The following is a 19,186-nucleotide window of genomic DNA, read 5'->3' as shown; positions in this document are numbered from 1 at the left end:
GTTAAACCACAATAACGACGAAAGGCGGAAAACGATGACTGGAACGAAAGGGAAGCAGAAGAGCGTACGGTTCAGCTGGATGAGGAAGGCAAGAGCCGCCGTTTTGGCGGTAGCCGTTTTAGCGGCGCAGCTCGGTTTTATTATACCCGGCGCCGGCGAGTCGGCGACCGTGGAAGCCGCTTCGAAAGAAATTGCGGCCAAGCCCTATATGGGCTGGAGCAGCTACAGCATGCAAGTGTACGATCACGGACAATGGATAACCGCAGAGCAGATCAAAGCGCAATCCGACGCGATGAAGGAGAAGCTGCAGCCTTACGGCTATGAGTACATTAACGTGGATGCGGGCTGGAATGGGGGGATGGACGGGTATGGCCGGCCGATTCCAAGCACAACCTTGTTCCCGGACGGGCTGCAAGACGTGATCGATTATGTGCATGCCAACGGTCAGAAGTTCGGACTGTACGGCATTCCCGGCCTGTCGCCGGAGGCGTACGAGCAGGATTTGCCGATCTATAACGCGCCGGGCTGCTCGATGAAGGATATCGGCGACCCGACTCGAGGGTCCGATTATTGGGGCTTCGGCTACAAAATCGACTTCTCGAACGACTGCGCCCAGAAGTACATTAACTCCATCGCGGACTTATATGCGGAATGGGGCGTCGATTTCCTGAAGTTCGACAGCGTGACGCCAGGATCCGGAATCTACGATCTCTCGCTCGATGCGCGTGATGACGTCAAAGCTTGGTATCAGGCGCTTGAGCCGCACGATATTTGGCTCGAGCTGTCATGGGCGGTCGACATCAACTATATTGACCACTGGAAAAAGTATTCGAACGGCTGGCGCGTCGACTGGGATATTGAATGTTATTGCGGAGACGGCGGATTAACGACATGGTCGAGCATCGCGCGGCTGTTCCCGATCGCGGAGAAATTTTGGCGTCACGCGGGTCCCGGCGGCTGGAACGACTTCGATTCGCTGAACGTCGGCAACGGAGCGATGGACGGCATCACGCCGGATGAACGCAGGACGGCCATGACCTTCTGGAGTTTGTCGTCGGCCCAGCTCTATATCGGCAACGATATGACGCGGCTGGACGATTACGGCCTGGAGCTCCTTACCAACGAAGTGGTTATCGCGGTGAATCAGGCCGGACGTCCGGGACGCCCGGTATCGACCGCAACGCCGCAGCAGGTATGGTACTCGAACAACGGAGACGGAACCTTTACCGTCGGCTTGTTCAATTTGGCGGATTCGCCTGCTACCGTTACCGTGAATTGGAGCGATATCGGGCTGAATGGTTCCGCCTCGGTTCGCGATCTGTGGAGCCATGAAGAGCTTGGACGATTCGAAACAGGCTTCAGCTCCGTCGACTTGCCCCCGCATGCTTCGCGTCTGCTGAAGGTAAAGGCTCAAAACGGCACAATCCGAGTCAACGACGATGATACAGGCATGCGGTATAACGGAGAATGGATCCGGAACGGCGGCAAGGAAATGAAGGCCGACGAGCAAAATCTGGTCATTAACGTAAGCGATTCCGAAGCGGCGGACAGCACGATCAGCCCGACTGCCGTAAGCTTCGACAAGAAGGAATCCGCGCAGAGTGATGTCCAGACAACGCTGGCATGGAACGGCAATTCGCTCAGCGCCATCACGAACGGCGGGTATACGCTGCAAGAAGGCGCGGATTATACGGTCGACGGCAGCCTCGTCACGATAAAGAAGGAATATCTCGCTTCCAGACCGGTTAGCACGACCAGCTTGACGTTTACGTTCAGCGGCGGTTCCGCGAAAAGTCTGACCGTAACGATAAGCGATACGACGGTAAGAGACAGCAGCGTTACTCCCGGCGCGGTCAGCTTTGATCTTGCCGCGCAATCCGATGTGGCGCTGACGCTGTCGAGGAACGGCAATACGTTAACAGGCGTGACGCGGAACGGAGCCGCTCTTGCAGAGGGAGCGGACTATACGGCGTCGGATACGCAGATTGTGCTAAGCAAGGATAAGTTGGCGGCTTTGACCGCCGGAACCTACCGGTTGGCTTTTGATTTCGACGGCGGTTCGCAGCAGAAGGTCGCGTTAGTCGTGAGGGACACGTCGGCAGGCGGCTCGATTTCTCTCAACAATGACGATCCGAGCATCCGGTATACCGGCTTCTGGAACCGCAATTCGAATCGGGGACTTGGCGATTATATGGATGATGTCCATTTTGCGGAGAAGAACGAGCAGGACTATTTGGAATATACGTTCACGGGAACCGGCATCGAATATATAACGGAATTGGACCCTTCGCAGGGCGATATCGATTTCTACGTTGACGGCGAATTCAAGCAGACGGTCAGCACGTATAATTTGGGCCGTCAGGCGCAAAAGCCGGTATTTGCGATTACCGGACTGCCGGATAGCGAACATACGCTGAAGGCCGTTAAAAAGTCTGGCATTTTTATGCTGCTCGACAAGCTGAGAGTAATTACGCCTGACTTGATCAGCAGAACCGAAGCCGGGTTCGACAAAGCGGCCGGGCAGCAGGCGGATGTTGCCATAACCGAGGCGACGGACAGAGGCTTGGCGGGCATCAAGCTTGGCGCGGCGGATCTCGCGGAGGGCGCTGATTATACGGCGGCGGAGGGGACAATTACGATTAGGAAGGAGTTTCTCGGCACCAGACCGGTCGGCCTGACGAAGCTGCTCCTTATCTTCGACGGCGGCGCGACGCAGACGCTGACGATCGCCGTGCGCGACTCGCTGGCGGCTAACAGCTCGATTAGCCCGGCCATTGGCGAATTTGACAAGAAGGCGGATGTTCAGGCGGATGTAACGACGACGATGGAGCTTGAGGGCAACGCGCTGGTCAGTATCCTAAATGGCGAATCTGCGCTGCAGCCTGATGTCGACTACGCTGTAACGGGACAGCAAGTTACGATTAAAAAGGAATATTTGGCAAGTCGGCCGGTAGGCGTGACGAACCTGACCTTCACCTTCGATCGCGGCGAAGCGCAGACGCTGTCCATTACCATAAGCGATTCGACGCCGAAGAACAGCTCGATTTCGCCGTCAACAAGAAGCTTCGATAAAAAGGCGGATATGCAGACGAATGTGACGACGACGATTACGTTCAATGGAAACAACTTAGTCGGCGTGATGAATGGCGCCGCTGCCCTGCAGGAAGGTACGGATTATGAGCTAGCCGGCAACCAGTTGGCGATCAAAAAGGAGTATCTTGCGAAACAGCCGACAGGTATGGCTAATCTCACATTAAGCTTCAGCGAAGGTGCAGCGCAGACGCTTGCCGTGACCGTTAGCGATACGCTGCGGGGCCGCTATATCGACATTAATGATGACGAAACGGGGATTTTGTACAAGGGTTCTTGGCAGCATAACCGGAACAGGGGACTTGGCGATTTCAAGGACGATGTGCATTTTACCGAAAAAGACAACGATTTCTTCGAGTTTACGTTCCAAGGCACGGGAATCGAGCTGATTACGGAAAAGGACCCGTCGCAAGGCGATATGGATATCTATATCGACGGCGAGTTCAAGCAGACGATCAGCACCTATAACGACACCAAACAAGCGCTTCAGGCGGTATACAGCATTGACGGTCTGGAAAATGGCACGCACACGATCAAAGCAGTCAAGAAATCGGGCTTCTACATGCTGCTGGATCAATTCAAAGTGAAGGTGCCGGATCTGCTCGGACCGGACACGGCAGAAGTCGATAAAGCGGCGGCCTCCGACGTGACGACGACGCTCGCCGTCGACGGCAGCAATCTTATTGGTATTATGAACGGCGAAGCCGTTTTGGCGCGGGGAACCGATTATACGCTTGACGGCGACTCAGTAACGATCAAGAAGGAATATTTGGCGAAGCTGCCGAACGGGCAGGCGGCTCTGGCGTTCTCCTTCAAGGGCGATCATTACGATGACATCCATTATACGGAGACGAATGGCGATTCCGTCACCTATACGTTCACGGGCACGGGCCTGTCGTTCAGGGCGCCTAAAGGGCCGGAGCAGGGTGAAATCGATATTTACGTAGACGGCGTTTTGCGAGAAACAGTGAACGCGCATCACGCGAGCCGGTTGACGGGCCAACCGGTATATAGCGTTTCGGGCCTGGCCGGCGGCGAACATACCTTTAAGGCTGTCAAAAAGTCAGGAGCCGCAATGCTGGTTGACGGTGTGGCGTTTAGCGTTCATTCCGGCGCGCCGACGCCTACTCCGGATTCGGGCGTGCAGGGACCGCCAAATGCTCCGATGACGGAGACGCTGACGGGGAACGTGGAAGCTGGGGATGGCAAAGGCGGTATTTTGGCCCATGTCGTCATTACGAGAACGACGAAATCGGACGGAACGAAGCTGGACGAAGTTGTGTTGACTCCAGAAGATGCGCGTAAGGTAGCGGAGGCGGCCAAATCCGGATTCGGATCGGCAACCATCGTCATACCTGATACGGAGGATGAAGTCGCCGAGACGAAGATTACGGTACCGGTAGAAGCAGCCGGGCGCCTTGCGCTGGAGTGAGTCTCGGCATCACGACGGGGCATGCGAAGCTTTTTGTTCCCAGCGAATCGCTGAGGGGCTTCGACCAAGATCTATTTTTCCGGCTCGTTCCCTTGAAGGATGACAGCGAGGCGAAGGGAATCGGGAACCGCGCCAGCCAACAATCGGTCGTAACGGTTGTATCCGGCGGTCAAGAGCTTCACGTGCTGGGGAGACCGATGTCGATCGAATCGAGCATGCAAGGACGAGACGTAAATGTCGTATTGCCGCTGGCGGGACGGGAGTTCTCGGAAGCGGAGCTGAGCGATATAGGTGTCTATATCGAGCATAGCGACGGCACAAAGCAGCTGCTGAAAGGCGTTCTTGTTCCTTACAACAGCCAAGGAGACCGTGGTTTGCAATTTGTCGTCGACGGCTTCAGCCTGTTCGCGCTCGTTCAAGTGCCGGGTCTCGGGGAAACCTATGAGCATGAGGCCTACATGAATGGCTATGGAGACCGGACCTTCAGACCGGACCGAACGATTACCCGCGCTGAGATGGCGGCCATTTTGTCCAGGGTGACGGCGAAGGAAGCGGTGTCCGCGGATAAGAGCTACTCTGACGTAAATGCGGGAAGCTGGGCGAAAGACGCGATATCGTCTGCGACGAGTACGGGGTTGATGCAGGGGTATCCGGACGGATCCTTCAAACCGGACCGCAACATCACTCGCGCTGAAATGGCAAAGCTGGCTGCGCTGCTGCTTGATGCTTCGCCGGCCTCTGGAGCGGGCTTTGCCGATGTTTCCGGCGGATGGGCCGAGGACGCTATTCTAGCCGTTCAAGGCGCAGGTATTATGCGCGGCTATGAGGACGGAACCTTCAGGCCGGAGCAGCCGCTGACACGGGCCGAAGCGGTGACCGTCATCAACCGCGTGCTAGGCAGAGGGCCGCTGGAAGGCATGGCATTCTCCCCGTGGAAGGATGTCGAAGTTACGCATTGGGCCTATCGCGATATAGCGGAGGCTTCGGTTCCGCATTCTTACGATCAGACGGATGACGGAGAACAATGGGCGGGATAAAGCGCGGGAACGAGCCGGCGAGGGATGGAAACCGATGACGGTTCGCCGAGCTAACGTCAATGAATAGCGTAGAAAGGGACAGTCGTCATGACTGTCCCTTTTTGGTAGTTTGGTAGGAATACGCCTGTGGCGTGCCGCATTTGCCTGTTACGGTGTCTGCCGGCAGGCAGGTAATCTGATTATTTGGCGGTTAAATTGATGTGATCCAGATCGGTATCATCATTGAAGATGAAGGACAATGCATAGTCACCCCGAATATAGACGACCTTGTTTTGCTCGAGCTTGCCGTTTTTGATGATGGAGGATTTATCCGGCTTTCCCCAATTCTGCTCAAGCATTTGCAAAGTGATGCCGCCGATGTTGGTCTGCCTCTCTACATTCGTGCCGAAATAGCGGATTTCGCGAAGCCGGTTCAGCTTGTAGCTTACCGCATAACCGGGATTGCCCATCTCCGCATGATAGACGTCGAAGGCTTCGGCGTCCTCGCCCGGACTTGGCGGCTCCCCAAGTACTTCCTGGACATCCTGCCTTGTGCTGACGCCTAAAGTAAGACCGGATACGGCTCCGGGGAATTGGCCTTTCAATGCAGGCTCAAAGAAGCTGTTCAAGGTTTCTAACGCTTTGGCTTCGTCTCCATGAACGGCTGCCGGCGCCGTAGGGGAAGCCGATTCCGATCCGGAAGAAGGCTCTGGCTTAGCGGTAGCGGATGGCACCGGATCGGTTATCGGTGAAGGCGTCGGTTTCGATCCCGAATCAGACGTCGGAACCGGCGTTGTTCCTGTTTCGGGAGTCGCGGCGGACGCAGGCTTAGGTGTGAAGAGATGTTCGGACACACCGACATATCCCAGTGTAACGGTTGCAGCAAGCAAAACGGCGCCTGCCGTAAGTTTGAAACGCTTCATGCTGTCTCCTCCTTGGATGTCCGTCTTTTTGGCGGTAACAGCATAATAGACGAAGCCCGGCTAAAAAAGTTGCATGTGCCAATTATATCCTGCGTCACTGAGTGATGGAGCGGGCTAACCGCGTGCGTACAGGCTGCTTTTATTCCGGACACATCACCTTACGGAGAAAGGCAATTGCCGCTTTTTGCAGTAAACAAGCTGCGCTGAGGCATCCCGGGCTCGAGATCCGCTCACTCCAAGCTTTTAGTATCGCGTGGCGTAACTATTTGCTCGGGATCCGCTCACTCCAGGCTATTAGTCACGCGTGGCGTAACTATTAGCTCGAACCCGCTTATTCCAAGCTTTTAGTAACGTGAGGCGTAACTATTAGCTCAAGCCCAGCCCACTCTTGGCATTTAGTAACGTGAGGCGTAACTATTTGCTCGGGATCCGCTCACTCCAGGCTATTAGTAACGCGTGGCGTAACTAATGCTCGAGATATGCTCACACCAGTCCTTTAGTATCGCGTGGCGTAACTATTAGCTCAAGCCCAGCTCACTCCAAGCTTTTAGTAACGCGTGGCGCAACTATTAGCTCAATCCCAGCTCACTCCAAGCTTTTAGTAACGCATGGCGTAACTATTTGCTCGGGATCCGCTCACTTTAAGCTTTTAGTAACGCGTGGCGTAACTATTAGCTCGGGATCCGCTCACTTTAAGCTTTTAGTAACGCGTGGCGTAATTATTAGCTCGAACCCGCTTATTCCAAGCTTTTAGTAACGCGTGGCGTAACTATTAGCCCAGCCCACTCTTGGCATTTAGTAACGTGTGGCGTAACTATTAGCTCAAGCCCAGCTCACTCCAAGCTTTTAGTAACGTGTGGCGTAACTATTAGCTCGAACCCGCTCATTCCAAACTTTTAGTAACGTGTGGCGTAACTATTTGCTCAAGACCAGCTCACTCCAGGCTATTAGTAACGTGTGGCGTAACTATTAGCTCAAGCCCAGCCCATTCTTGGCATTTAGTAACGTGTGGCGTAACTATTAGCTCAAGTCCAGCTCACTCCAAGCTTTAGTAACGTGTGGCGCAACAATTAGCTCAATCCCAGCTCACTCCAAGCTTTTGTATCGCGTGGCGCAACTATTAGCTCGAACCCGCTCACTTTAAGCTTTTAGTAACGCGTGGCGTAACTATTTGCTCGGGATCCGCTCACTCCAAGCTTTTAGTAACGCGTGGCGTAACTATTAGCTCGAACCCGCTCATTCCAAACTTTTAGTAACGTGTGGCGTAACTATTTGCTCAAGCCCAGCTCACTCCAGGCTATTAGTAACGTGTGGCGTAACTATTAGCTCAAGCCCAGCCCACTCTTGGCATTTAGTAACGTGTGGCGTAACTATTAGCTCAAGCCCAGCTCACTCCAAGCTTTTAGTAACGTGTGGCGCAACAATTAGCTCAATCCCAGCTCACTCCAAGCTTTTGTATCGCGTGGCGTAACTATTAGCTCAAGCCCAGCTCACTCCAAGCTTTTAGTAACGCATGGCGTAACTATTTGCTCAAGCCCAGCTCACTCTAAGCTTTTAGTAACGCGTGGCGTAACTAATAGCTTGAGACCCGCTTACACCAGTCCTTTTAGTGTCGAGTGTGAGTCCAGCCGCTTTACCGCTACCACGAAATATCGCAAGTATTCGCAAAACGGTTCTATTGTTCGGGGAGGGAGGAGTTTCTACGATATTGGTATGGAAGCTTCCCTTAAATCCCCTAATGAAACGGAGGACTGGCAATGCCGGAAATCAAGATTAAAATGTATGAAGGACGTACCGAGGCGCAGAAGGACGAGATTGTGGAAATATATACGCGAGTGCTCTCCCGTATTATCGACAGGGAGCCAGAGTTCATCACGATCGAGTTTAACGAGATTCCGCTCGACGAAAACGCGCCGCCCAACTTGAGTAACAAGAGAAACTAAGTTCACAGCCGCCAGACAAAGGCCGGCGGACTAACCAGCCGAGCGATTGCCAAGCATTGTGGCAAGGACGAATAAAGACCAGGTATCGATGGAGATACCTGGTCTTCTACGAGCTTCAAAGGCTGCTATGCAAATCAAATAAAATAAAAAAAGGCTCAAGCTCGTGCGCTTGAACCCTTTATATGGTGCGGTCGAGAGGACTCGAACCTCCACGGCTGTTACACCACTAGAACCTGAATCTAGCGCGTCTGCCAATTCCGCCACGACCGCATGTCTCGGTGACGTTTTCTATACTAGCACGCATCGATAGGCCAAGTCAATCATTCCGTTAAAGTTTAAATTTTCAGCCTATTCCGCATACTCGAGAGCCGAGGCCTTCTACCAGCATTTCTTAATAGAAAACGGACGTTGACTTCGCCGCTGCCGACTGCGTTCGGGCTGAACGGAAGGGGACTCGCGTGGCGTTTCAAAATCGATTTTACCTGTCGAGGCGTGAGAGTCGGCCTCTGCTGCAGCAATTGAGCAGCGGCGCCTGCGACAATCGCTGCGGATACGCTTGTTCCCGACAAGAGGAAGTAATGCCTTCCGACTCTTAGATGAGGCGTCTCCCGGTCCTGCCTGGAGCGGGGAGCACGAAGCGAAGTAATCGATTCCCCCGGCGCGACAAGATCCGGCTTGGCGACGCCGCCCGCCGCCGGTCCGCGGCTGGAATAGAAGGTGATATTGTCATCCGATTGCCTGATGCTCCTGCGGTCATCGACAGACCCGACCGTAATGGCTGATGGACTATTGCCGGGCGACTCGATCGAACCGCGTTTGGGTCCGCTGTTTCCGGCGGCCGTCACGACGACAATGCCTGCACGAACGGCTTTCTCGACGGCTTGGCACAGCGGATCCTCGCTGCAGCGCGTAGTCGCCGTGCCGCCGAACGATAGGGTAAGGACGCGCAGGCCGAGCCGTTTTCGATTTCGAATGCTCCATTCAATCGCGCGAATAATCGTGGAATCGTAGGCATCACCCGCGCTGTTAAACGCTTTAATGGCTACGATTCCCGCTCCTGGTGCCGGTCCTCTAATCTTTCCTCTGCTGGATCTGCCGTTGCCTGCTATATCTCCCGCTAAATGCGTTCCATGGCCGTTATCGTCATAAGGGCGTCTCCGTCCGCGCACAAAATCTTTAAACGCGACAATTCGGTTGCGCGGGCGAGTGAGATCCGGATGCGGGTAGACGCCGGTATCGATTACGCCTACGTTAATCCCTCTGCCGTCTATTCCTTTCAACCGCCGTCCGGCTGCAGATCCGATAGAGGGAGTCGCGACCGTAAGCGATACCTTTTTTACGCCGTCCAAATATATTTTTTGAATGCCTTTGCAGCCGCACATCCGTTTCAAGCAGGTTAGAGATACATCGGAAGCAATGCAATTGAGAAACGCTATTCGGCGTTTGACCGGCAGCTCGCTTGCGCCAAGCTGTTTCTGCAGCGCTTGAATGCTGGAGGAGGTCAGCTTCTTCTGGAATTGAACAATTACGCGGACTTTTCTATTCTTGTTACCGTGACGATGCATTTTCCGGACCAGATTTCGCAGAGGCGGATTCATTAACGATGAATGTCTTACAAGCCAGCTAAGACGGTTAGTCTTCATACGTTCACTCCTTTCGAGCATTGTATGCTCGGATGTATGACTAGGTAAGGGCTGCCTTTTATCCATTTGGGGTTCTGAGCTCTATGAATCTATCTACGTGTATTCACCTGTTTTTAAAATGATAGGTTTCTGTTGTTTCAAGCTGCGAGCATCGCGAATCTAATATAGTATTCCCAATGAAAGGTGTGAATGCTGATGAAGGTAGTAAAAAGCAAAGCAACGAGAGTTCGCCGCGCAGTCCGCAGAACAAGAAGAACCGCTGCGGTGCCAAGAAGAAGAAGACGCAGAATTAGACAAACGCTGACCAGACTTCATGTTGTAGCTGTTCGGACGAATACCCAGAATACGCCGCATAATTCGGCCGGCTGGAGAGCGATCATTGAGCAGCAAGGGGTAGCGGATCAGACGGCTACTTTCGATTCAACCGGCGTAGCAAGATTTAATAACATCACTACTTTAACGAACGCGCCTGTCGCATTGACGATCGAAGACGCAGCCGGTAATGAATTGTTCACAAGAACATATGGCTCAGGCCGAGAAGTTCTTGTAGCTCGTTTTGCTTAATCCCATGTCGACAACCTAGACAAGCCTTCATGCAACAGCGGCAGCGCTTAAACCGGAGAGTTTAAGCGCTGCTGTCTTTTTTGTTTCATAAAGCTGGCACGATTGGGGATATTAACGTATTGAATCGAATAAAGACCTTTTATAAAAGAACGGATGTGACTTTCGATTGGACAAGCGCAAGAGAAGAGGGATGAAACAAACGAGGCTATACCTGACAGGAGCGATTAGCTTTGCAATCCTCCTGGGAGCGACCCCCTCAGCTAATGTCTATGGGCAGGAAGACATGTCGAGCCGTACCGTCGCTATTGTCATTGATGACTTCGGCAACGGCATGACGGGAACAGAGGAGATGCTGAAGCTTCCGGTGAAATTTACGGCGGCGGTGATGCCCTTTATGCCTACGACGAAGCAGGACGCGGAAGCCGCCCATAAGCTCGGACATGATGTTATCGTTCATATGCCGATGGAGCCGAATAAAGGTAAGAAAAAATGGCTTGGTCCGGGCGCTCTCACTTCCGATCTGACGGACGAGGAAATTCGTAAGCGCGTGGAAGCAGCCATTGCCGATGTTCCCTATGCGATTGGGATGAACAATCATATGGGCTCCAAAATTACGGCGGACGAACGCATTATGCGAATCGTATTGACGGTTTGCAAGGAGCATGGCTTGTTTTTCCTGGACAGCCGAACAACCTACAAAACCGTTATTCCAAAAATCGCGGAAGAAGTTGGCGTGCCGCTTGTGTCAAACGACGTCTTTTTGGATGATGTGTACACGGAGCAGCACATATCGAAGCAGATCTCGCTGCTCCGCAAGCTGCTGGAGACGAACGGGAGATGCGTAACGATCGGACATGTCGGGCCGCCGGGCAAAAAAACCGCATCCGTCCTAAAGCAATCCATTCCGGAAATGGAATCAGTCGCAACTTTCGTGAAGCTGTCGGATATGGTCCAATCCTCAATCGGCAATCCATTTGTATTGCCTAATCCCTGAAGCGATGGCTCGGGCGATTTCATTCTGATGAAACGAATCGGTTAACATCGCCCGGTCCTGCGCGTTGCTGATATATCCCATCTCGATAATGACGGAAGGCTCATCGACTCGCCGGAGCAAGTAGAAAGGTTTGCCAAGCTGAGGCCATTCGTTGCTGTTTTGCTGCCGGTTCAGCGCATCTTGCAGGCAAAAGGCCAGCAGCGCGCTTTCGCCCGTTTCCTGATGCAAGACGAGAGGACCTCGTTTACGGCTGTTCTTGGCGGCGTTCACATGAAGGCTGACAAGCAGATCGCTGCCGATTTCTTCCGTAAGCTGCTTGCGCTGCGACAAATCCTTCCGATGCCTGGAATGGGTATGATGCCAGCGGTTCTCCTCGCTTAACGCATAATCACCCGTACGGTTCATGACGGCAGGAATGCCTTGACTTTGAAGGAGCAGGTAAAGCTTGCCGGCAATTGCTAGATTAATATCTTTTTCCAGCAGTTGTCCATGAGAGGCGCCTCCGTCAATACCGCCATGTCCGACGTCAATAATGACAGCGGGATGCGGCATCGTCCAGTTTTGACCGGAATCGTTGCCAGGCGCTTCTGAAAAGGCATGCGAAGGCATGCTGAACGTCAATAGCAAAACAGCAGCTCCGATGCGCCGATATGCTCTTTTTAAAAAAAATTTATACATAAGAATTGCCTCCAGACATTCTTCGTGGGTGCATCGTAATGGATACAGGTTAGAGTGGCTTATCGGAGGTAAACTCATGCATGGTTATGAGTCGTGCAGACGGGGAATGCTTAGAATAGAAAAAGGGGGTGATGGGGATGGCCAAAATAAAAGGAGACGAATTAGTCAAATTTATGACGGAGCGCTTCGTCGAATATTTGGAGACACCGGCGGAGTCGCGCAAAAATGCCCGAACATCAGCCAAAGCTTCAAGAGAGCCTTGGCTGACTCGATGGTTCGGTTGGGGGCCTGCAAGTCTGATGATCTGGTGGCGCGGCAGGGGACGAGATGGACGTTAAGGATAAAATTGGCCTTCTTGCACAAGCAGTTCGATGGGAAGATAGCGGCGATCGGCGCCCTCTTCATCGGAGTCTAAAGCGAGGTATACCTGATCGCCTTCCCATATATCATAGCCGACCACCGACCATACTTGCCTCGCTTTGCCTTTATAAGATTCGGTCGTATACCGGATTTCTTTGTTTGAGTGGATATTTTGGAATATGGATGAATAATCGCCTTCATTTATAACCAACGGTTTCTTTGTCAGCCAGGGCATTCTCCCGTAAGGGTTAAAGGAGGCCATCAGGCCGAAAGTCTCTTTCAGCTTACTATCCGTTTCTGTAAGCCCGTATCGGCTATTTTCCGCAGTAAGCTGCTTCTGTTCGCTTTCCCACTCTTCATCCTTCTCGATCGGCAAACCTTCCCCAGATATCGCATCCGTATAATAAACTGCAGCAGCCTGTTTGGAAGTAATTCGCCAAGCGGCATGGAGGGGATCTCCATATAGCCGCTCAGCTTTAATGGAATGAGGCTGAAGCTCAAGCTGGAGCAAGGAAAGCTTCAGCGCTTGTTCGTTAAATAGCGGGTAAGCGCCGATTCCGTATTCCCCAAGCTGGAAACCGCCTTCTTCTGTCGCATAAATGACGATGTAACCGACAATTGTTTTATCGGATTGCGTCAGCTCGACGAGCCAGCTATGCAAGCCCGGTCCCATCGGGGATACATGGATTTCTGCATTTCTCCACGTTTTATACCGCTCTTGAGCCGACAGCTCTTCTGCCCACTTCTGAGCCTGTTCTTTGATGCTAAGCGAATCATGGATTTGGTTAACCGCGCGTGCGGCAGGCGCCGCAGAAGCCGCCTCAACGCCGGCACCCGCGCCATTGAATAGGATGGCTGCCGCGGTTAGACCTGCAGTAAGAATCGAAAGCCGAATTTTGGACATAAGTGTCATCACCTCAAGAACAGTGTAGCGGACAAGCCTTAAGAAGGCTGTTGCAACCTGTCGTTCCTTATATGGGAAAGAAGATCCTTTTTTTGCCGCATTGCTGCGATTTCCGTCAGAAAAAAAGCTATTCGATGCCTTCAAGGTGGAAAATGCCGCAATTAATGGCGGATGCCGTCACTCTCGGCTCATACTGCCACCGAATTTCGGCTTTCCGCTGTTCATACTGCTCCTGAACGGCTGGTTTGTTTTCTTCCAGCGCATGCTCAATCAGCGGTTCGTAATAGGAGTGGATCCGCTCGAGCTCCTCCTCAAGCCTTGCCGAAGCATCCGCCGCCCACTTGTAGTCATACGTTTTCAGCTTCCGCTCAAGCGTCTGTTCGATGATCGTCTGGGCTTTTCCCATCGTAATGCCGTTTTTGGTGACATGGACATTGGCCGGCAGTCTCGGCGTCAGACGAAGGTTCAGCAGCCGGTTATGGAAGTTGTCAACGCAAAGGCCGGTAGCCAGAGATACGCCGAAGCTATGAATTTCCTCGCGCTTGCGGTCGCAAGCGAACTCAACGCGCATGTTGACGCCGAGCCAAGCCGTATAGGGCGTAGAGACATAAGGATTCTCTCTCCGTTTATCCGGCTCTTGGAACAAATAGACGAAGCTGCCCTTCGATTTCGCCGCGCCGAACAGCTGCTCGAGCTTGCGAGAGCCGAAATACATGTCCTCCCTTGGAATTCTTGGAGCATTAATGGAGGTATTGATAAAGCCGAATGATCTTGCGAGCGCTGCGTCGGCGGCTGCGGCTTGCCCGTCAGGCTTCGCTTCCGCCGGCTGCTGCTGCTCCTTCTGCTGCTGCGCGGCTTCGTATTTCTCCTTATCCGTCACCAGCAGATAAGTCATTGTCTCCGGCTCTGCCCCAACGCGGTCGACAAAGCTCCAGTAATAAGGCCGGTTTGTCAGCTCGCGGTCCGCTTCCGGCGACAGCTTCACCGTAAAGTGAGCAGGCGATTTCTCGATAATCGAGCAATTCGTCGCTTCCAGGTACCGGTGAATATATTTGTGCACTTGTTTGGCGTTCATGGGTTGACCTCCACGCTTTCACCCAGCCGATCCGTCCTTATGAGCAGATCAGGGACCGGTGAATAAGGATTACGTCCGGCTTCGGTCGATTTCACCTCGTTCCGGATTTGGCTCAGCGAATTGCCGAGCGATTGAAGCTGGCGCTTCAGATCCTGGTCGCTGCCCGATTCAAGCAAAGCTTTGGCCAGCTTTTGCTCCAGTGTCACGCCGCCTTCGAAACGCTCGAGAATATGGTCGAGTTCTCCGATTACGAGCTCGAACAAATTAATTTTCTCATGCAGCAAATTGACGATATGCTCCTCGATTGTGCCAAGCGTGCATAAATTGTATATGCGGACATCCTCTGTCTGGCCAAGGCGATGCACGCGTCCGATTCGCTGCTCGACGCGCATCGGATTCCAAGGCAGATCGAAGTTGATCATATGGTGGCAGAACTGCAGGTTAATGCCCTCGCCTCCGGCTTCCGTAGCGATCAGCACCTGAGCTCGTCCGCGGAACAGGTCCATCATCCAATCCTTTTTGCCGCGGTTCATGCCGCCCCGATAAGGGACAGCAACCATATCGTGATTGCGGAAAAATTGCAGCAAATGCTCTTGGGTTGCCCGATACTCCGTAAAAATGATGACCTTCTCGTTCATTTCCTTCACGAGCTCCATCGCTTTTTCGGCTTTCGTGTTGGCTTTTATATTTTTAATCTTATCGACGAGCCCCCATATTTTCGCGCGAAGCGGCGAATCCTCCGCCGTTTTTTTGAACAAGTTCACAAGCGTCAAAAAGACGGCGTCTCGACTGCTGCAAACTTCGCGCTGCAGCGTGACTAGCGACAGCATGCTCGTTAAGTCGCCGCCGCTTTCGTCGTAGCGCTCCTTCACGAAGCCGGTCACCGCGTCATACAGCTCTTTTTCCTCCGGCGACAGGGTAATCGGAATGTTTTTGACGAACCGCTTGGTGAAATGAATGCCGCCGTCGCCTCTGCGGTTGCGGATCATAACGGTCGACAGCGCCTCCTGCAGCTGATCCTCGTTCTTCGGCAGCCGTTTATCGACGACGAAGTTCGCCGCAAATTCGCTTTGGCCGCCAAGCTGCCCGGGCTTCAGCAGCGTAATTAAGTTGTACAGCTCGTCGAGATCGTTCTGGATCGGCGTTGCCGTTAGAAGGAGGCAATATTTTTTGCGCAGCTGGGTCGCGAACTGATAGTTCGTCGTTTTTTTGTTTTTCAGCTTATGGGCCTCGTCAATGATGATAATATCGTAATCTGTGCCGAGCACGCGGTCCCGGTGCGGATCGCGTTTAGCCGTATCGATAGAGGCGACGACGACGTCATAGCCCCAAGTATGCTCTTTTTTTTGAGCGACGGCGGAGATGCCGAATTTCTGATTGAGCTCTCTCACCCATTGAAGGACAAGTGAAGCGGGAACGAGAATAAGCGCCCGTTTGACGAGTCCCCGCACCATATACTCTTTTAGAACGAGACCGGCTTCGATCGTTTTGCCGAGGCCAACCTCGTCCGCAAGAATCGCTCTCCCTCCCATCTCATGGAGAACCTTGCTGGCGGTGCTGATTTGATGCGGCATCGGCACGACGGACGGCAGCGTTTTCAGGCATTGCAGCTCTTCAAAGCTTTCGACGCGTTTCGCTTCCTCGGCTTCCATTGTGAGCTGATAGAGCGTCCAATCGTCCCATGGTCCATTTTTGCTTAGGCGCTGCTGCAGCTCGTCGAACCAAGAGCGGTCGATCTGAAGGTCGGCATGCGCATGCAGCTTGCGTCTTGCGAGTGACGGATTTTGCTCTCCGGTGGCGGTCTGCGGCGTATGTTCGAATGTCATCTTGAACGCTCCTTCCGAAAGTTGCAAATAGATAGATGTCATTAGTATGACCTTCTAAAGGCATATTAATAAGATGTGATATAAATCATCGGATATTTCTATATGTAGTATGTTATAATCAGATTACATACAATATATTGATTAGTTGCTGGGCGATTAGATGAGGGAGTGATCGGAATGGGGAAATTGGAAGGGCTTAGCGAAAAAATATTTTTGGACCGGTACGCGAGGAAGCATCCCGATTCAAGCGGCGTTCAGCCGGGAGATATCGTACTGGCTCTCGTGAAGGATGACGCGAAATACCCCGTTAAAGAAGTCGGGAAGATCGTGAGCAGGGACGGCGATAATGTTGAAGTCCGATTTACAACTGGAGAGCATACCCATACAACCATCCATCGCATTTCACATCCGATCGAGCTGACGCCGGACGAAATGTGGGACCGGCTGGCGAAGGCGATGGCGTCGGTCGAGACTTCAGAAGGTAAGCGGGCCGAGTGGGAGGAGAAGTTCCGTTATCTATTAGAAGACTGGAAGCTGGTTCCAGGGGGACGGATCGCGGCTGGCGCGGGGACAAGCGACGAGCTGACGCTCTTTAACTGTTATGTCATCCCTTCGCCCAAGGATAGCCGCGGCGGCATTTTGGAATCGCTGAAGGACATGACGGAAATTATGGCCCGCGGCGGCGGAGTCGGCATGAACTTGTCTTCGCTGCGGCCGCGCAGAGCGATTGTCGCAGGCGTGAACGGCACGTCCAGCGGTTCCGTCTCTTGGGGCGGTTTGTTCAGCTACACGACCGGGCTTATCGAGCAGGGCGGCAGCCGCCGCGGCGCGCTTATGCTCATGCTGAATGACTGGCATCCCGACCTGCAGGAGTTTATTTCGGTGAAAGAGAAGATGGGCGAGGTTACGAACGCCAACTTGTCCGTCTGCATCAGCGATGCTTTCATGGATGCCGTGAAGCGGGATAAGGAGTGGGAGCTGGTATTCCCCGATACGAAGGAACCGGGATACGATGAGCTGTGGACGGGCGATTTGGACGCATGGCGCCAAATGGGCAAAAAAGTGGTGACGTATAAGAAGCTGCGCGCCAAGGACATCTGGCATCAGATCATTGAATCGGCTTGGAAATCGGCTGAACCGGGCGTTGTATTTATGGAGCGTTATAATAAGATGTCGAATAGCTGGTATTATAATCCAATAGTATCAACTAATCCCTGCGGCGAGCAGGGTCTTCCCGGCTGGGGCGTCTGTAACTTATCGGCCATTAACTTGGCTAAGTTTTACGACCGGGAGAGCCAAGACATCGCTTGGGAGGAGCTTCGCAAGGTTACGAGGTGGTCGGTTCGCTTCCTCGACAATGTGATCGACAAGACGCCGTATCACTTCAAGGAGAACGAAGAGAACCAAAAGCGGGAGCGGCGGATCGGACTGGGCACAATGGGGCTCGCGGAGCTTCTCATCAAGCTCGGCATCCGTTACGGCGGCGAGGAATCGCTTGCGCTGTTGGATAAGCTGTACGGCTTTATGGCGAAGGAAGCGTATTTGGCGTCCTCGGAGCTTGCCGCGGAGAAGGGGTCGTTCCCGGCTTTCGACGGCGAGAAATTTGTGCAGAGCGGATTTATGCGGGAGCTGATTGCTGCCTATCCGGAGGTTGGCGAATCGGTAGCCAAGAAGGGCATGCGTAACGTTACGGTCATTACGCAGGCGCCGACAGGCAGTACGGGCACAATGGTCGGCACCTCCACGGGGATAGAGCCTTATTTCGCCTTCGAATATTTCCGCCAAAGCCGGCTCGGCTACGACAAGCAGCTTGTGCCGATCGCGCAGGAGTGGAAGGATGCTCATCCCGGCGAAGAGCTGCCGGATTATTTCGTATCGGCCATGGAGCTGAGCGCGGAGAATCACATTCGCGTACAGGCTGTGATTCAGCGCTGGGTCGACAGCTCGATCTCCAAAACAGCCAATTGCCCGGCGGATTTCACGGTGGAGGACACGGAGCGGCTGTATGAGCTGGCTTACGAGCTTGGCTGCAAGGGCGTAACGATCTACCGGGACGGCAGCCGTGACGTTCAAGTTCTATCGGCTGCGAAGGATGATAGCGAAGACGTTAAAACGGAGCAAGCGGCAGAAGAGAAGCCCTTGCCTGCCAACGAACCGGTCCCGATGACGGTAACGGCCGCCGATGCCCAGGATCGGCCGTACAAACGGAGACCGTCCGTGCTTCGCGGCGCGACCTATCGCATCAATACGCCGTTCGGTATGGCTTATATTACAATTAACGATCTGGACGGTGTGCCGGCGGAAATCTTCCTTAATGTCGGCAAGGCCGGCTCTGACGTGTTCGCGATGGCGGAAGCGCTTGGGCGCGTATGCTCGTTGTTCCTTCGGTACGGCGATCATGGCGATAAAGTGAAGCTGCTGGTCAAGCACTTGAAGGGCATCGGCGGCTCCGGAGCCATCGGATTTGGCGTCAATCGTGTCGAATCGATTGCGGACGCGGTGGCGAAAGCGTTGGAGATGCATGCGGGAAGCGGGGCGGATCAGCTGGCCGCGGCTCGCGCGCCGGAAGCGGAGAACGCGGAGCATCGGGCGGAAAAAGAGCGATTGAACGCGACGGCTACTGCGCAGGCAGAAGTCGACTTATGCCCCTCATGCGGCTCAGCCGCGTTAATTAGCACCGAAGGCTGCGAGCAGTGCTTCAATTGCGGGTTTAGCAAGTGCAATTAAAGGAGCTCAAC

At 53.5% G+C, this 19,186-nt stretch carries 13 protein-coding genes and 1 tRNA gene; 7 read left to right on the top strand and 7 right to left on the bottom strand.

What is annotated here, in order from left to right; genetic code table 11:
- The first annotated feature begins 34 nt into the window (after nt 1–34).
- Together D3P08_RS04380 and D3P08_RS04375 are read left to right on the top strand one after the other, a co-directional pair.
- Nucleotides 35–4,522: a X2-like carbohydrate binding domain-containing protein gene (locus D3P08_RS04380; protein ID WP_240647295.1), complete on the top strand. Its 4,488-nt coding sequence runs from the start codon at nt 35–37 to the stop codon at nt 4,520–4,522.
- Nucleotides 4,519–5,559 carry an S-layer homology domain-containing protein gene (locus tag D3P08_RS04375; RefSeq protein WP_119598225.1) on the top strand — a complete coding sequence of 347 codons (1,041 nt, stop codon included), beginning with the start codon at nt 4,519–4,521 and terminating at the stop codon, nt 5,557–5,559. The genes D3P08_RS04380 and D3P08_RS04375 overlap by 4 nt, the downstream gene beginning before the upstream one ends.
- Before the next feature lie 179 nt (nt 5,560–5,738).
- On the opposite strand, the gene D3P08_RS04370 is transcribed toward D3P08_RS04375, so the two are convergent.
- Complete coding sequence (locus D3P08_RS04370) at nt 5,739–6,461, bottom strand: YjgB family protein (RefSeq protein WP_206098916.1); 723 nt, start codon at nt 6,459–6,461, stop codon at nt 5,739–5,741.
- A gap of 1,757 nt (nt 6,462–8,218) precedes the next feature.
- On the opposite strand from D3P08_RS04370, the gene D3P08_RS04365 reads away from it, so the two are divergent.
- Nucleotides 8,219–8,404, top strand: coding sequence for a tautomerase family protein (locus D3P08_RS04365; RefSeq protein WP_119598224.1), 186 nt, complete (start codon nt 8,219–8,221; stop codon nt 8,402–8,404).
- A gap of 183 nt (nt 8,405–8,587) precedes the next feature.
- Here the strand turns inward: D3P08_RS04365 and D3P08_RS04360 are convergent.
- Nucleotides 8,588–8,674: transfer RNA gene (locus D3P08_RS04360), tRNA-Leu, on the bottom strand.
- A gap of 65 nt (nt 8,675–8,739) precedes the next feature.
- Nucleotides 8,740–10,047 (bottom strand): S8 family peptidase, encoded by a 1,308-nt coding sequence (locus D3P08_RS04355; RefSeq protein ID WP_162848360.1) that lies wholly within the window; start codon nt 10,045–10,047, stop codon nt 8,740–8,742.
- A 195-nt stretch (nt 10,048–10,242) separates the two neighbouring features.
- On the opposite strand from D3P08_RS04355, the gene D3P08_RS04350 reads away from it, so the two are divergent.
- Both D3P08_RS04350 and D3P08_RS04345 read left to right on the top strand, forming a co-directional pair.
- Nucleotides 10,243–10,611: a hypothetical protein gene (locus tag D3P08_RS04350; protein ID WP_147381775.1), complete on the top strand. Its 369-nt coding sequence runs from the start codon at nt 10,243–10,245 to the stop codon at nt 10,609–10,611.
- A gap of 190 nt (nt 10,612–10,801) precedes the next feature.
- Nucleotides 10,802–11,605 carry a divergent polysaccharide deacetylase family protein gene (locus D3P08_RS04345; protein WP_119598221.1) on the top strand — a complete coding sequence of 268 codons (804 nt, stop codon included), beginning with the start codon at nt 10,802–10,804 and terminating at the stop codon, nt 11,603–11,605.
- Here D3P08_RS04345 and D3P08_RS04340 read toward each other — a convergent pair.
- A complete protein-coding gene (locus tag D3P08_RS04340) occupies nt 11,570–12,283 on the bottom strand; it encodes an N-acetylmuramoyl-L-alanine amidase family protein (protein WP_162848359.1) in 714 nt (237 codons plus the stop codon). The two genes, D3P08_RS04345 and D3P08_RS04340, sit on opposite strands and share 36 nt — an antisense overlap.
- 137 nt (nt 12,284–12,420) lie before the next feature.
- On the opposite strand from D3P08_RS04340, the gene D3P08_RS04335 reads away from it, so the two are divergent.
- Nucleotides 12,421–12,621, top strand: a complete 201-nt coding sequence (locus D3P08_RS04335) for a YqzE family protein (RefSeq protein ID WP_119598220.1) — start codon at nt 12,421–12,423, stop codon at nt 12,619–12,621.
- Here the strand turns inward: D3P08_RS04335 and D3P08_RS04330 are convergent.
- The 3 genes from D3P08_RS04330 to D3P08_RS04320 form a co-directional block, all read right to left on the bottom strand.
- Nucleotides 12,618–13,547: a hypothetical protein gene (locus D3P08_RS04330; protein WP_119598219.1), complete on the bottom strand. Its 930-nt coding sequence runs from the start codon at nt 13,545–13,547 to the stop codon at nt 12,618–12,620. The two genes, D3P08_RS04335 and D3P08_RS04330, sit on opposite strands and share 4 nt — an antisense overlap.
- Before the next feature lie 127 nt (nt 13,548–13,674).
- Nucleotides 13,675–14,622 (bottom strand): YqhG family protein, encoded by a 948-nt coding sequence (locus tag D3P08_RS04325; RefSeq protein ID WP_119598218.1) that lies wholly within the window; start codon nt 14,620–14,622, stop codon nt 13,675–13,677.
- The gene (locus tag D3P08_RS04320; RefSeq protein WP_119598569.1) at nt 14,619–16,448 is read right to left on the bottom strand and encodes a DEAD/DEAH box helicase; all 1,830 of its coding nucleotides are present in this window, start codon (nt 16,446–16,448) and stop codon (nt 14,619–14,621) included. The genes D3P08_RS04325 and D3P08_RS04320 overlap by 4 nt, the downstream gene beginning before the upstream one ends.
- A gap of 177 nt (nt 16,449–16,625) precedes the next feature.
- On the opposite strand from D3P08_RS04320, the gene D3P08_RS04315 reads away from it, so the two are divergent.
- On the top strand, nt 16,626–19,175 hold the full coding sequence (locus D3P08_RS04315) for an adenosylcobalamin-dependent ribonucleoside-diphosphate reductase (protein WP_119598217.1): 2,550 nt from the start codon (nt 16,626–16,628) through the stop codon (nt 19,173–19,175).
- Nucleotides 19,176–19,186: the final 11 nt, after the last annotated feature.

The organism is Paenibacillus nanensis (genome assembly GCF_003583765.1).
In the GTDB taxonomy this organism is placed as follows: domain Bacteria; phylum Bacillota; class Bacilli; order Paenibacillales; family Paenibacillaceae; genus Pristimantibacillus; species Pristimantibacillus nanensis.
The sequence above is the reverse complement of the archived record's forward strand: the minus strand, read 5'-3'. Positions and strand labels throughout refer to the sequence as shown.